Origin of the sequence: Faecalibacterium sp. AF27-11BH, from assembly GCF_003603005.1 — a bacterium.
Classification (GTDB): Bacteria; Bacillota; Clostridia; order Oscillospirales; family Ruminococcaceae; genus Faecalibacterium; species Faecalibacterium taiwanense.
Window position 1 is genome coordinate 94,830 of sequence record NZ_QVGS01000002.1, and the last position, 12,390, is coordinate 107,219.

The 12,390-nt window shown below is 58.9% G+C and carries 13 protein-coding genes; 10 read left to right on the forward strand and 3 right to left on the reverse strand.

Annotated elements, in window-relative coordinates; translation table 11 throughout:
- Positions 1 to 2 precede the first annotated feature (2 nt).
- From DWY76_RS02970 to atpC, 8 genes are read left to right on the forward strand one after another with little or no spacing between them, the layout of a single operon-like run.
- A complete protein-coding gene (locus DWY76_RS02970; RefSeq protein WP_120079749.1) occupies positions 3 to 746 on the forward strand; it encodes a F0F1 ATP synthase subunit A in 744 nt (247 codons plus the stop codon).
- Between the two features lie 53 nt (positions 747 to 799).
- Complete coding sequence (gene atpE, locus DWY76_RS02975) at positions 800 to 1,081, forward strand: ATP synthase F0 subunit C (protein ID WP_005930278.1); 282 nt, start codon at positions 800 to 802, stop codon at positions 1,079 to 1,081.
- 36 nt (positions 1,082 to 1,117) lie between these two features.
- Positions 1,118 to 1,624 (forward strand): F0F1 ATP synthase subunit B, encoded by a 507-nt coding sequence (atpF, locus tag DWY76_RS02980; RefSeq protein ID WP_120079760.1) that lies wholly within the window; start codon positions 1,118 to 1,120, stop codon positions 1,622 to 1,624.
- On the forward strand, positions 1,621 to 2,160 hold the full coding sequence (atpH, locus tag DWY76_RS02985; protein WP_097781253.1) for an ATP synthase F1 subunit delta: 540 nt from the start codon (positions 1,621 to 1,623) through the stop codon (positions 2,158 to 2,160). The genes atpF and atpH overlap by 4 nt, the downstream gene beginning before the upstream one ends.
- A gap of 51 nt (positions 2,161 to 2,211) precedes the next feature.
- Positions 2,212 to 3,732 (forward strand): F0F1 ATP synthase subunit alpha, encoded by a 1,521-nt coding sequence (atpA, locus tag DWY76_RS02990; RefSeq protein ID WP_097774385.1) that lies wholly within the window; start codon positions 2,212 to 2,214, stop codon positions 3,730 to 3,732.
- 17 nt (positions 3,733 to 3,749) lie between these two features.
- Entirely contained in the window at positions 3,750 to 4,598 is an 849-nt protein-coding gene (gene atpG / locus DWY76_RS02995) for an ATP synthase F1 subunit gamma (protein ID WP_005938091.1), read from the forward strand.
- 26 nt (positions 4,599 to 4,624) lie between these two features.
- Positions 4,625 to 6,019 (forward strand): F0F1 ATP synthase subunit beta, encoded by a 1,395-nt coding sequence (atpD, locus tag DWY76_RS03000; protein WP_005938088.1) that lies wholly within the window; start codon positions 4,625 to 4,627, stop codon positions 6,017 to 6,019.
- A 3-nt stretch (positions 6,020 to 6,022) separates the two neighbouring features.
- Positions 6,023 to 6,421, forward strand: coding sequence for an ATP synthase F1 subunit epsilon (gene atpC / locus DWY76_RS03005; protein ID WP_005938085.1), 399 nt, complete (start codon positions 6,023 to 6,025; stop codon positions 6,419 to 6,421).
- 129 nt (positions 6,422 to 6,550) lie between these two features.
- Here the strand turns inward: atpC and udk are convergent, their stop codons facing one another.
- Positions 6,551 to 7,180, reverse strand: a complete 630-nt coding sequence (gene udk / locus DWY76_RS03010; RefSeq protein WP_097781254.1) for a uridine kinase — start codon at positions 7,178 to 7,180, stop codon at positions 6,551 to 6,553.
- Positions 7,181 to 7,392: 212 nt separating this feature from the next.
- Between udk and DWY76_RS03015 the strand changes: the two genes are divergently transcribed.
- Positions 7,393 to 8,985: a phospholipase D-like domain-containing protein gene (locus tag DWY76_RS03015; protein WP_120079762.1), complete on the forward strand. Its 1,593-nt coding sequence runs from the start codon at positions 7,393 to 7,395 to the stop codon at positions 8,983 to 8,985.
- Between the two features lie 113 nt (positions 8,986 to 9,098).
- Here DWY76_RS03015 and DWY76_RS03020 read toward each other — a convergent pair whose 3' ends face one another.
- Both DWY76_RS03020 and DWY76_RS03025 read right to left on the reverse strand, forming a co-directional pair.
- A complete protein-coding gene (locus DWY76_RS03020) occupies positions 9,099 to 9,386 on the reverse strand; it encodes a zinc-ribbon domain containing protein (protein ID WP_005921120.1) in 288 nt (95 codons plus the stop codon).
- 308 nt (positions 9,387 to 9,694) lie between these two features.
- Positions 9,695 to 10,891, reverse strand: a complete 1,197-nt coding sequence (locus DWY76_RS03025; protein ID WP_097774388.1) for an acetate kinase — start codon at positions 10,889 to 10,891, stop codon at positions 9,695 to 9,697.
- Positions 10,892 to 11,146: 255 nt separating this feature from the next.
- Between DWY76_RS03025 and DWY76_RS03030 the strand changes: the two genes are divergently transcribed.
- Positions 11,147 to 12,352, forward strand: coding sequence for a nucleotidyltransferase family protein (locus DWY76_RS03030; protein ID WP_120079764.1), 1,206 nt, complete (start codon positions 11,147 to 11,149; stop codon positions 12,350 to 12,352).
- Positions 12,353 to 12,390 lie beyond the last annotated feature (38 nt).

A 12,390-nucleotide genomic window follows, 5' to 3' on the forward strand; every position in this document is an offset into this window, starting at 1 on the left:
AAATGGAACTGAACGGCGCAAAGATCCTGTATACCATCCATACGGACATCCCCCTGCTGGGTGATTTCAAGATCTCCCAGACCTTAGTCAGCACCTGGATCGTCATGGCGCTGCTTTCGGGTCTTGCCATCTGGCTGGGCAGCAACCTCAAGCTGGAAAATGTCTCAAAGCGGCAGGCCGCCGCCGAGTTCATCGTAGAACGGCTGGACCAGTTCGTGCACGACAACATGGGCTATCACTTTGATAAGTATATCCCGCTCATCGGCGCGATCTTCGCTCTGAGCATCGGCTGCAACCTCATCAGTGTCATCGGCCTGTGGAGCCCCACAGCCGACCTGAACACCGAGGCGGCGTGGGCCATTGTGGTGTTCGTGCTGATCATGTACTACAAGATCAAGACCAACGGCATCCTTTCCTACCTGAAAGGTCTTTTGGACCCCATCTTCATCATGGCACCCATCAATGTGCTGTCGGAGGTTTCCACCCCCGTCAGTATGGCGTTCCGTCACTTTGGCAACATCTTGTCCGGTACGGTCATTTCCACACTGCTGTACTGGGCGCTGGCAAGCCTGAGCCACGTCATTTTCGGCTGGCTGCCGGGTGCCTTGAGTCAGATCCAGCTGTTCCAGATCGGCATCCCGGCCTTTACGGGCCTGTATTTCGACTGGTTCGGCGGCTGCATTCAGGCGTTCATCTTCTGTACCCTGACCGCAATTTTCATCAAACGTGCTGCCGGTGAGGAATAAGCCCTCACAACGGCATCTCCCAAAACAAAAAACTTTTTTGGAGGACAAATCTTATGACTGACTTTCAGTACCTCGCTCGTGGTATCGCTCTGGCAGGCTGCGGCATCGGCGCAGGCTGCGCACTGATCGCAGGTATCGGCCCCGGTATCGGCGAAGGCAACGCAGCAGCTGCTGCCTGTGAAGCTGTGGGCCGTCAGCCCGAGTGCAAGAGCGACGTTACCAGCACCCTGATTCTGGGCGTTGCACTTTCCGAGACCACCGGTATTTACGGCTTCGTCACCGGCCTGCTGCTGATCTTCCTGGCACCCGGTATGTTCATGAAGTTCCTGGCATAAGCGGAACCTTTTACAAAATAACGAAAGGAGACGCTTATGGAACTGTACCAGGCGTTGATCACGCTGGACGGCTGGACCTTTCTGGCCCAGATCTGCAACCTGATGATCCAGCTGTTCATCTTCAAAAAGTTCCTGCTGAATCCGGTCAAAAACGTGATCGCAGAGCGCAAGGCGAAGGCAGACAGCCAGATCGCCGATGCCACCAAGCTGCGCACTGAAGCCGAAGCCATGAAGGCAGAGTACGAGCAGAACCTGCAGAATGCCCGCGCCGAGGCCAACGAGATCGTTGCCAATGCGCAGAAGACGGCCACCGCCCGCGGCGAAGAGATCGTGGGCGAGGCCCGCGCACAGGCTGCTGCCCTCAAGCAGAAGGCCGAAGCCGACATTGCGCAGGAGCGCAAGAAGGCCGTGAACGAGGTCAAGGACGAGATCGGCGGCATCGCCATGGAGATCGCCTCCAAGGTGGTGGAGCGTGAGATCAGCGAGAAGGACCACAAGAATCTGATCGACGAATTTATCAAAAATGTGGGTGAAGCATCATGACCGAGACTGCAAGGATGTACGGCGGAAGCCTGTACGATCTGGCGGCGGAGGAAGGGCTGGAGGCCCGCATTCTGGGTGAGCTGGACGAAGCCGTGGCGCTTTTTAAGGCAAACCCGGACTACCTGCATCTGCTCAGCACCCCCAGCATCCCGAAAAGAGAGCGCTGCGGCCTGCTGGATGAAGCACTGCGGGATCAGGTCCACCTCTATGTGCTGAACTTTTTGAAGATCCTGTGCGAGAAGGGCACCCTGCGGGAGCTGTCCGGCTGCGCACGGGCTTACCGTGTGCGCTACAATCAGGCGCACGGCATTCTGGAAGCAACGGCGACCACTGCAGTGGCAATGACGGAGCAGCAGGCAAAGAGCCTGCACGAAAAGCTGGAAAAACTCACCGGCAAGACCATCGACCTGAAAACAAAGGTCGATCCGGCAGTGCTGGGCGGCATCCGGCTGGATATTGAAGGCACCGAGCTGGACGGCACGGTGCAGAACCGTCTGGCGGCCCTGCGCAGGGACATTGCTTCCGTGACACTGTGATCGAATTTCCACCCGAAAGATTTTTAAGAATTGAGTGGTGAACAAACAAAGATGCAACTGAAACCTGAAGAGATCTCCAAGATCATCCGTGCGCAGATCAAGCATTACGAAAATGCCATCGAGCAGAGCGAGACCGGCACGGTCATTATGGTGGGCGACGGCATCGCCCGCGCCAGTGGTCTGGAAAAGTGCATGGCAGGTGAGCTGCTTCAGTTTGATAACGGCGAATACGGCATGGCCCAGAATCTGGAGGAGAACACTGTCTCCATCGTTCTGCTGGGCTCCGACGTCGGTATCAAGGAAGGCAGCACTGTCAAGCGCACCGGCAAGGTGGTGTCCGTGCCGGTGGGCGAAGCCATGATCGGCCGCGTGGTCAACGCGCTGGGCCAGCCCATCGACGGTGCAGGCCCCATCGAGACCACCGAGTTCCGCGCCATTGAAAGCCGCGCTCCCGGCATCATCGACCGTCAGCCGGTCAAGGAGCCGCTGCAGACCGGCATCAAGGCCATCGACTCCATGATCCCCATTGGCCGCGGCCAGCGCGAGCTGATCATCGGCGACCGCCAGACCGGCAAGACCACCATCGCCTCCGATACCATCATCAACCAGAAGGGCAAGGACGTCATCTGCATTTACGTTGCCATCGGTCAGAAGCGCTCTACCGTGGCAAACCTTGTGCAGAGCCTGACTGAGGCCGGTGCTATGGGCTACACCATTGTGGTGTCCGCAACGGCATCCGAGCTTTCGCCCCTGCAGTATATCGCACCCTACTCCGGCTGTGCCATGGGCGAATATTTCATGCATCAGGGCAAGCACGTCCTCATCATCTACGACGATCTGTCCAAGCACGCCGTGGCCTACCGTGCACTGTCGCTGCTGATCCGCCGTCCCCCGGGACGTGAGGCTTACCCCGGCGACGTGTTCTATCTGCACTCCCGTCTGCTGGAGCGCGCGGCCAAGCTCTCCAATGAGCTGGGCGGCGGCAGCCTGACGGCTCTGCCCATCATCGAGACGCAGGCGGGCGATGTTTCCGCCTATATCCCCACGAATGTCATTTCCATCACCGATGGTCAGATCTTCCTGGAGACGGAGCTGTTCCACTCCGGTGTCATGCCGGCAGTCAACCCCGGCATCTCGGTGTCCCGCGTGGGCGGCAATGCCCAGATCAAGGCCATGAAGAAGGTCGCCGGTACCCTGAAGCTGATCTATTCCCAGTACCGCGAGCTGCAGAGCTTTGCACAGTTCGGTTCCGATCTGGATGCCGACACCAAGGCCCGCCTTGCACAAGGCGAGCGCATTGTGGAAGTGCTCAAGCAGAACCGCTCCGCTCCCGTGCCTGTGGAAAAGCAGGTGGCCATCCTGTATGCGACCATTCACGATCACCTTGTGAAGGTCAAGGTGCCGGACGTGGCCGAGTATGAGAAGGGACTGTACGAATATCTAGACAACAATGCTGCGGGTGCCGCCGTCATGGAGACCATCCGCACCACCGGCAATCTGGATAAGGACACTGAGGAGCAGCTTAAGAGCGTGCTCACAGCCTATACCGACAGCTTCGTCAAGGCGCACTAAGGAAGGAGGCGTAACGCATGGCTGGTTCCATGAAGGACATCAAGCTGCGCATTAAAAGCGTAGAGAGCACCATGCAGATCACCAAGGCAATGGAACTGGTGGCTTCCTCCAAAATGCGCCGCGCCAAGGAACGGGTGGAGCACAGCCGCCCCTACTTTGAAACGCTGCATGAGACTTTGACCAAGATCGCCGCGGCCGACCCCCGCGCCCGCAACCCCTACCTGCGCCGTGACGAAGTGAAGCGCACCCTGCTCATCGTCATTGCAGGCGACCGCGGCCTTGCCGGTGGATACAATTCCAACGTGCTCAAGCAGGCTGGGGCCGAAGAAGGCGAAGTGCTGGTGCTGCCCATCGGCAAGCGCTCGGCAGAGTATTTCGTCCACCACGAGGTGCCCCTGTTCACGCAGGAGGTGCTGCTGGCGGCAGATGTCTCGGTGGGCGAGTGCTTCCAGCTGTCCCGCCAGATCACGGAAGGATATCTCAAGGGCGAGTACGATGCGGTGAAGATCTGCTACACCCGGTTCGATTCCATGATGACCCAGACCGCAGCCACCATGGAGGTGCTGCCGCTGTCCATCGAACCTACCGAGCAGCAGAAGGCGGATGCCCGCCGCAGCCAGATCCTGTACAAGCCCAGCAGCGAGGAAGTATTCAGCGCGATCATCCCGGAGTATGTGGCAGGCATCGTCTACGGTGCCGTGTGCGAGAGCGTAGCCAGTGAGCTTGCCGCCCGCCGCACTGCCATGGATGCCGCCACCAAGAACGCCGGTGAGATGATCGACCATTTGAACCTGTATTATAACCGTGCCCGTCAGGCTGCCATCACGCAGGAGATCACCGAGATCGTGGCCGGCGCGGAGATTTAAAACCTATCAAAAAGGAGTTGTAGCCTATGTCCGAAAAACATATCGGCAAGGTGCTCCAGGTCATCGGCCCGGTGCTGGACATCCAGTTTGAGGATGGCCAGCTGCCGGAGCTGCTCAACGCCATCGAGATCGACAACCACGGCGAAAAGCTGGTGGTCGAGGTGGCACAGCACACCGGCGATAACGTGGTGCGCTGCATTGCAATGAACAGCACCGATGGTCTGGTGCGCGGCACCGAAGCCGTGGATACCGGCGAACCCATCAAAGTGCCCGTGGGCGACCAGTGTCTGGGCCGCGTGTTCAACCTGCTGGGTGAGCCCGTGGACAACAAGCCCGCCCCGGCCCCGGAGGCCTACTGGCCCATCCACCGCCCTGCTCCCAGCTACGAGGAGCAGCAGTCCACCACCGAGATCCTCGAGACCGGCATCAAGGTCGTGGATCTGATCTGCCCCTACGCAAAGGGCGGCAAGATCGGTCTGTTCGGCGGTGCAGGCGTCGGCAAGACGGTCCTGATCCAGGAACTGATCTATAACATCGCCACCGAGCACAACGGCTACTCGGTGTTCACCGGCGTTGGCGAGCGCACCCGTGAGGGCAACGACCTGTACGGCGAAATGACCGAGAGCGGCGTTATCAACAAGACTGCGCTGGTCTATGGCCAGATGAACGAACCCCCAGGAGCCCGTATGCGCGTGGCACTGTCCGGCCTGACCATGGCAGAGTATTTCCGCGATGTGAAGAATCAGGATGTGCTGCTCTTCATCGATAACATCTTCCGCTTCACCCAGGCAGGCTCTGAGGTGTCCGCACTGCTGGGCCGTATGCCCTCTGCCGTCGGCTACCAGCCCACGCTGGCCACCGAGATGGGCGCTCTGCAGGAGCGCATCACCTCCACCCGCAAGGGTTCCATCACCTCGGTGCAGGCCGTCTACGTGCCCGCCGATGACCTGACCGACCCGGCCCCTGCCACCACCTTTACCCATCTGGATGCCACCACGGTCCTGAGCCGTGACATTGCTTCGCAGGGCATCTACCCCGCTGTGGACCCGCTGGATTCCACCAGCCGCATCCTCAGCCCGGAGGTCGTGGGTCAGGAGCACTACGAGATCGCCCGCGCCGTCCAGAAGGTGCTGCAGCGCTACAAGGAGCTGCAGGACATCATTGCCATCATGGGCATGGACGAGCTGAGCGAGGAAGACAAGCGCACGGTCAGCCGCGCCCGCAAGGTGCAGCGCTTCCTGAGCCAGAGCTTCCACGTGGCAGAGCAGTTCACCGGTATGCCCGGCCAGTATGTGCCGCTCAAGGAGACCCTGCGCGGCTTCAAGATGATCCTGAACGGCGAGTGCGACGAGCTGCCCGAGAGCGCATTCCTGTTCGCGGGCACCATCGATGACGTGTTCGCAAAAGCGAAGAAAGGGTAAACCATGACGACCTTTCATCTGACGGTGGTCACGCCGGACGGCTGCGCCTTTGACGGGCAGGCCGAGCGCATCGTCTGCCGCGCCATTGACGGCGATCTGGCCATCCTTGCCAAACACGGGGATTACTGCACCGCGCTGGGCATGGGCGAAGCCCATATCGTGGATGCCGAGGGCCAGCGCCGCCGCGCCGCCTGCATGGGCGGGCTGCTGAGCGTGCTGGATGGCGAAGTGCGTCTGGTCGCCACCACATGGGAGTGGGCCGAGGAGATCGATCAGGCCCGCGCCGAGGCTTCCAAGAAGCGCGCGGAGGAGATCCTTGCGCAGAAGAACCTCGACAAGCGGGACTACGAGCTGGCTCAGGCACGCCTCAAGCGCGCACTGGTGCGTACCTCTATCCACTAAAACAAAAAGAAAAGGAGCCATTGCACAACCTGTGCAGTGGCTCCTTTTGCGTGCATGATGAAACTAAAAATAAGATTTCCGCTGAATATGCCCAGAGCGAATGCGGAGGGCATTTAAATCGTAAAGACGTTACATCATATTGGCCTTCTCGATCAGGTTGCGGATGTGATGGGCCAGCATCTCCACCGCAGCGGTGTTCTCGCCGCCGTTGGGCACAATGATGTCTGCGTTGCGCTTGCTGGGTTCCACAAAGGCTTCGTGCATAGGCTTGACGGTGGTCAGGTACTGATTGATCACGCTGTCCAGACTGCGGCCCCGCTCCTTCACATCCCGCACCAGACGGCGCAGGATGCGCTCGTCGGCGTCGGTGTCCACATAGATCTTGTAGTCGAACAGGGCGCACAGCTCCGGCTCCACAAAGGGCAGGATGCCTTCCACGATCAGCACCGGTGCGGGCTCAATGTGCTGCACCTTGTCGCTGCGGTTGTGGTTGGAGTAGTCGTACACCGGGCAGTCGATGGCGCGGCCTGCCTTCAGCTCCTGCAGATGGTAGATCAGCAAGGCGTTGTCAAAAGCATCCGGGTGGTCGTAGTTCAGCTTGCAGCGCTCCTCAAAGGGCAGCTCGTCGTGGCGCTTGTAATAGCTGTCGTGGGAGATCAGGCGCACTTCATCCTCGCCAAAACGCTCCTTCAGCCGCAGAGCAAGGGTGGTCTTGCCGCTGCCGGAACCGCCTGCAATGCCAATGATCAGATTATTCATAGGGATCCCTCCTGCATCATCCTGCCGCTTTGGGTGGAAAAAAGGGCAGGAATGGATTATAATAGGTGCAAAGCTGCCTGTCCGGGACACAGCGCCGGGCGGGCTTGTTCCTGTACATCATAACACAAACCGGCACATTTTTACAGCCCCAGGGCTGCAAATGTGTGAGATAAGGGAAAATGCCATGCAAAAAAAAACAATTTCAGCAAAATATGAAGGACAAGGTCCGGGTGTTTGAGGATGGCGGCATCCGCCTGCTCAAACGGGGACAGAAGGGCGTGGTACACGCTATTTTCAGTCGTTTTGGCCTAGTGCTGGTTCTGCTGCTTTTACAGGCGTTCGCGCTGTTCAGCCTGCTGCAGTGGTTCGGCGAGCTGCTGCCGCATTATTTTGGCGGCACCCTGCTGGTAACAGCGGCAATGATGGTCTATCTGCTCAATCAGGACATGGACAACAGCGTGCGCATTACATGGCTGGTGGTCACAGCGCTGATGCCGGTGCTGGGCGTGCCGCTGTTCTGGTACACCAAAAGTGATGTGGGCCACAATGCCCTGAAGCGCCGCCTGCTGGATCTGGAGGGCCAGACCCGCGCCCAGCTGCCGCAGAATGAGCAGACCGTGGAGCTTTTGCAGGCGCAGGCACCCGAAGCGATGCCGCTGGCACGGTATCTGCGGGGCAAGGGCGGCGGCTTTCCGGTCTATGCCGACACGGTGGCCACCTACTTCAACGGCGGCGAAGCTATGTTCGATGAAATGCTGCGCCAGCTGGAAACGGCAAAAAAATACATCTTTCTGGAATATTTCATCGTGGATGAAGGCCTGATGTGGGGCCGCATTCTGGAAGTGCTGGCCCGCAAGGCGGCGCAGGGGGTGGATGTGCGGGTGATGTATGATGGCACCTGCGAGTTTTCCACCCTGCCGCGGGATTACCCCAGCCGGCTGGAAGCGCTGGGCATCCAGTGCAAGGTGTTCTCGCCGGTCACGCCTTTTGTTTCCACTCACTACAACTACCGCGACCACCGCAAAATTCTGGTCATTGATGGCCAGGTGGGCTTTACCGGCGGCGTGAATCTGGCAGATGAGTACATCAACCACATAGAAAAGTATGGCCGCTGGAAGGACTCGGCCCTGATGCTGGAAGGCGAAGGCGTGCGCTCCATGACGGCACTGTTTTTGCAGATGTGGAGCATCCTGCGCCAGCCAGAGTTTGAGCAGTTCCTGTCCGATCCCATCCCGGCGGCAGCAAACGCCAAGGGCTTTGTGGTGCCCTACGGAGACTGCCCGCTGGACGGTGAGCGGGTGGGCGAAATGGTGTACATGGATATGCTCAACCGCGCCCGGAAGTATGTGCACATCATCACGCCGTATCTGATTTTAGACGGCGAGCTGGAAACGGCCCTGCGCTTTGCGGCAGAGCGCGGTGTGGATGTGCACCTGATCCTGCCCGGCAAGCCGGATAAGTGGTTCGTTTATGCACTGGCCAAGACCCACTACAAGGCGCTGATTTCTTCGGGTGTGAAGATCAGCGAGTGGCAGCCCGGCTTTACCCATGCGAAGATCGTGATCGCCGACGGTGTGGAAGCCGTGGCAGGCACCATCAATCTGGACTACCGCAGCCTGTACCATCACTTTGAAAACGCGGTCTGGATGCGCGGCACCGACTGCATTGCCAACATGGAAGCGGATTTTCAGGATACGCTCACCCGGTGCCGCAGGGTGGAGCAGACGAAAGAAAGCATCTGGCAGGGCAAAAAGCTGCTGCATCTGGCGGGCATCCTGCTCAAGTTTATTGCGCCGCTGGTGTGAAAGACTTCCTCCGTTATGGCTGCGTAATCAGACTGGAGAAGCTCTGAATACAAAAAGGCCCGCTGCCTTTCGACAGCGGGCCTTTTGTTACCGATTTAAATAAAAATCAGCGCTTAGTTCTGCTTCATGCGAGCGAAGCAGTCAGAGCAGTAGACCGGACGGTCCTCACGGGGCTGGAAGGGAACCTTGCAAGCCTTGCCGCAAGCTGCGCAGACAGCATCGAACATCTGACGCTCACCGCTGTTGCTGCGTGCGCCGCCGTTCTTGCGGGCGTCACGGCAGGGCTTGCAGCGCTGGGGCTGATTCTCGAAGCCGCGAGATGCGTAGAACTCCTGCTCACCAGCAGTCCAAACAAATTCCTTACCGCAGTCCTTGCAGACCAGAGTCTTGTCTTCAAACATAGTAGTATCTCCTCTTTAGTTAGTTCTTGCCCACGGAAGGATTGTAACCATACCTTTGGTTTTGGGACCATCGCGCTGATCAGTAAGCTTACCAGGGGCTTGAATGAATGGACGTCCTCCAATTGAGGACTTTTCTATTGTACCGTTCTTTTTGAAATTTGTCAACCAAAAAACAACCATTCGCCTTGTTATTTGTATAGATAGCACAATCCGACAGGGCTGATTTGGGTAAAATAACTGCCGGAAGATGAAAAAGGGGCTGCCGCACATTCCGTGCAGCAGCCCCTGCAAAGCCCTTTGGAAAACGGTTACTTCTCAATGACTTCCTTGGTGTCGCGGGCGATCATCAGCTCCTCGTCGGTAGCGATGACCAGAGTGCGCACCTTTGCGCCCCAGGCAGTGATCTCGCACACATCGCCCACGGGGTGCTTGTTCTTCTCGGTATCGATGCGGATGCCCAGCCAATCCATGTGGTGGCAGACCTTTGCACGGGCAATTGCATCGTGCTCGCCGATGCCGCCGGTGAAGACGATGGCATCCACGCCGCCCATTGCAGCGATGTAAGCGCCAACGGTCTTCTTGATCTGGTAGTTCAGCATGTCGGAAGCCAGCTGTGCGCGCTTGTTGCCGGCAGCAGCTGCCTCTTCCACGTCACGCTTGTCGCTGGAAACACCGGAGATGCCCAGCAGGCCGGACTTCTTGTTCAGGATCTCGTCCAGCTCGTGGCCGGTGATGTTCAAGGTGTACTTCAAGTAGTTGACCACAGAGGGGTCCAGGTCGCCGCAGCGGGTGCCCATCATCAGGCCGGCCAGCGGGGTCATGCCCATGGAGGTGTCCACGACCTTGCCCTGATCCACAGCGGCAATGGAGGAACCGTTGCCCAGATGGCAGGTGATCAGCTTCAGGCGCTCAATGGGCTCTTCCAGATACTCGGCAGCCTTGTGCGCAACGTACTTGTGGCTGGTGCCGTGGAAGCCGTAGCGGCGCACGCCGTACTTCTCATAGTACTCATACGGAATGGCGTACATATAAGCCTTCGGAGGCATGGTGCTGTGGAAAGCGGTATCGAACACAGCCACCATGGGGATGTTGCCGAACACCTTGCGTGCGGCCTCGATGCCCAGAATGCCGGCGGGGTTGTGCAGGGGAGCCAGAGGGCTCAGCTCGCGGATGGTCTCGATGACCTCGTCGGTGATCAGGCAGCTCTCCTTGAACTTCTCGCCGCCGTGCACGACACGGTGACCGATGGCATCGATCTCGCTGACGTCGTTGATGCACTTGCCTTCGCCGGTGGTCATCTTCTTCACGACCTCGGCAAAAGCCTCGGTGTGGGTGGGGAAGATGGCGGGCGTGGTGGCCTTGTGGCCGTTTGCCTCATGGGTGATCATGCTGCTTTCCATGCCAATGCGCTCGCACAGGCCCTTGCACAGCACCTTCTCGCCGTCCATATCGATCAGCTGATACTTCAGGGAAGAAGAGCCGCAGTTAATAACCAGAACTTTCATCTGTGTTGCCTCCTGTATGTTTTTGGTCTGCCCTCTTTTTAAACCTGAGGACAGAATTTTACAGATTCCTGTGTTTATTATATAATAGGGTGGGCGGCTTTTCAAGCCGCAACCCGGGCAAAGCGGTAAAGCTTGTGTACAAGGTTTTTGTACATCCTGCCCACAAATGCGCAAAACCACTGCAGTTTTCTGTATATACGATATAAATTTAACAATCTTTCCGAGGGCGCAGCAGCCCTGCAGAGGAGCTTATCTATGAAATTTGCCGGTATCATTGCAGAGTACGACCCCTTTCACAACGGCCATGCATGGCAGTTGGCGCAGGCAAAAGCGCTGGGAGCACAGCATGTGGCGGTGGCCATGAGCTGCGGGCTGACCCAGCGCGGCGCACTGCCGCTACTGCCGGAAGCGGTGCGGGTGCAGGCCGCCCTGCAGTGCGGGGCAGATCTGATATTTGCGCTGCCTGCGCCCTGTGCCTGTGCGGGGGCAGAGGCTTTTGCCCGGGCGGGGGTGCGCATCCTTGCCGCCGCCGGGTGCGATGCACTGGTGTTCGGGGCAGAGACGCCGGACGCAGCCCTGCTGATGGAAGTTGCCCGGGTACTGAACAGCGCAGCCTACCGCACCGAGCTGAAGCGCCAGCTTGCAGCCGGTGCCCGCAGCTTTGCGGCGGCGCGGCAAGCGGCGGTGGAAGCGCTCTGCCCTGGCACGGCACTGGCTGCGCTGTTGGATAAGCCCAACAACAATCTGGCAGTGGAATACTGCAAGGCCATTCTGGAACAGGAGGCACCCATGACCCCGGTGCCGCTGCCCCGCGTGGGGGCGGGCCACGGGCAGGCCCTTGCCGAAAGCGGCCACACACAGTTTGCCAGCGCCAGCGCGCTGCGCGCCCTCTGGGCAGAGCAGGGCGCGGATGCGCTGACTCCTTATGTGCCGGAAAAAGCACTGGAACTGTATAAAAAAGCGGAAATCGACGGAATGTATACGGATCATGCCGCTGCGGGCCGGTGTGAGCTGGCTCTGCTGCGGGCGGCCTGTGCACGACCGGAACCTTTTGCCGCAGTGCGGGGCGTTTCCGAGGGGTTGGACCACCGGTTGGAGAACGCCGTGCGCAGCTGCACCGGCCTGCCCCAGCTGCTGGACGCGCTGACCACTGTGCGTTACCCCCGGGCGCGGATGCGCCGCCTTGCCATGGATGCGGCGCTGGGCTATACGGCAGATACCGTGCCTGCCCTGCCGCCCTATCTGCATTTGCTGGGAGCCCGGCGGGAAGCTTTGCCGATGCTCAAAAATACGGCCCTGCCGGTGAGCCATTCGCTGGCAAAGCTGGAAAAAGAAAATGCAGACTGCGCCCGCATGGCGGCGGCACAGGCAGGAGCCAGCGATTTTGGCGCACTGTGCCGCCGGGTGCCCGGGCCGATGGGGGGAGTATATCGTCAAAAAATTATCTTTTTGACGAATTGACAAAAAATAATCGAAAAAAATTTATGCAGAAACACTTG

What these genes read in the sequence shown, in the direction of transcription:
- atpE (WP_005930278.1), top strand. Translation starts at nt 800, where the DNA reads ATGACTGACTTTCAGTACCTCGCTCGTGGTATCGCTCTGGCAGGCTGC.
- atpF (WP_120079760.1), top strand. Translation starts at nt 1,118, where the DNA reads ATGGAACTGTACCAGGCGTTGATCACGCTGGACGGCTGGACCTTTCTG.
- atpC (WP_005938085.1), top strand. Translation starts at nt 6,023, where the DNA reads ATGACGACCTTTCATCTGACGGTGGTCACGCCGGACGGCTGCGCCTTT.
- DWY76_RS02970 (WP_120079749.1), top strand. Translation starts at nt 3, where the DNA reads ATGGAACTGAACGGCGCAAAGATCCTGTATACCATCCATACGGACATC.
- atpA (WP_097774385.1), top strand. Translation starts at nt 2,212, where the DNA reads ATGCAACTGAAACCTGAAGAGATCTCCAAGATCATCCGTGCGCAGATC.
- udk (WP_097781254.1), bottom strand. Translation starts at nt 7,180, where the DNA reads ATGAATAATCTGATCATTGGCATTGCAGGCGGTTCCGGCAGCGGCAAG.
- DWY76_RS03025 (WP_097774388.1), bottom strand. Translation starts at nt 10,891, where the DNA reads ATGAAAGTTCTGGTTATTAACTGCGGCTCTTCTTCCCTGAAGTATCAG.
- DWY76_RS03020 (WP_005921120.1), bottom strand. Translation starts at nt 9,386, where the DNA reads ATGTTTGAAGACAAGACTCTGGTCTGCAAGGACTGCGGTAAGGAATTT.
- atpD (WP_005938088.1), top strand. Translation starts at nt 4,625, where the DNA reads ATGTCCGAAAAACATATCGGCAAGGTGCTCCAGGTCATCGGCCCGGTG.
- DWY76_RS03015 (WP_120079762.1), top strand. Translation starts at nt 7,393, where the DNA reads ATGAAGGACAAGGTCCGGGTGTTTGAGGATGGCGGCATCCGCCTGCTC.
- atpH (WP_097781253.1), top strand. Translation starts at nt 1,621, where the DNA reads ATGACCGAGACTGCAAGGATGTACGGCGGAAGCCTGTACGATCTGGCG.
- DWY76_RS03030 (WP_120079764.1), top strand. Translation starts at nt 11,147, where the DNA reads ATGAAATTTGCCGGTATCATTGCAGAGTACGACCCCTTTCACAACGGC.
- atpG (WP_005938091.1), top strand. Translation starts at nt 3,750, where the DNA reads ATGGCTGGTTCCATGAAGGACATCAAGCTGCGCATTAAAAGCGTAGAG.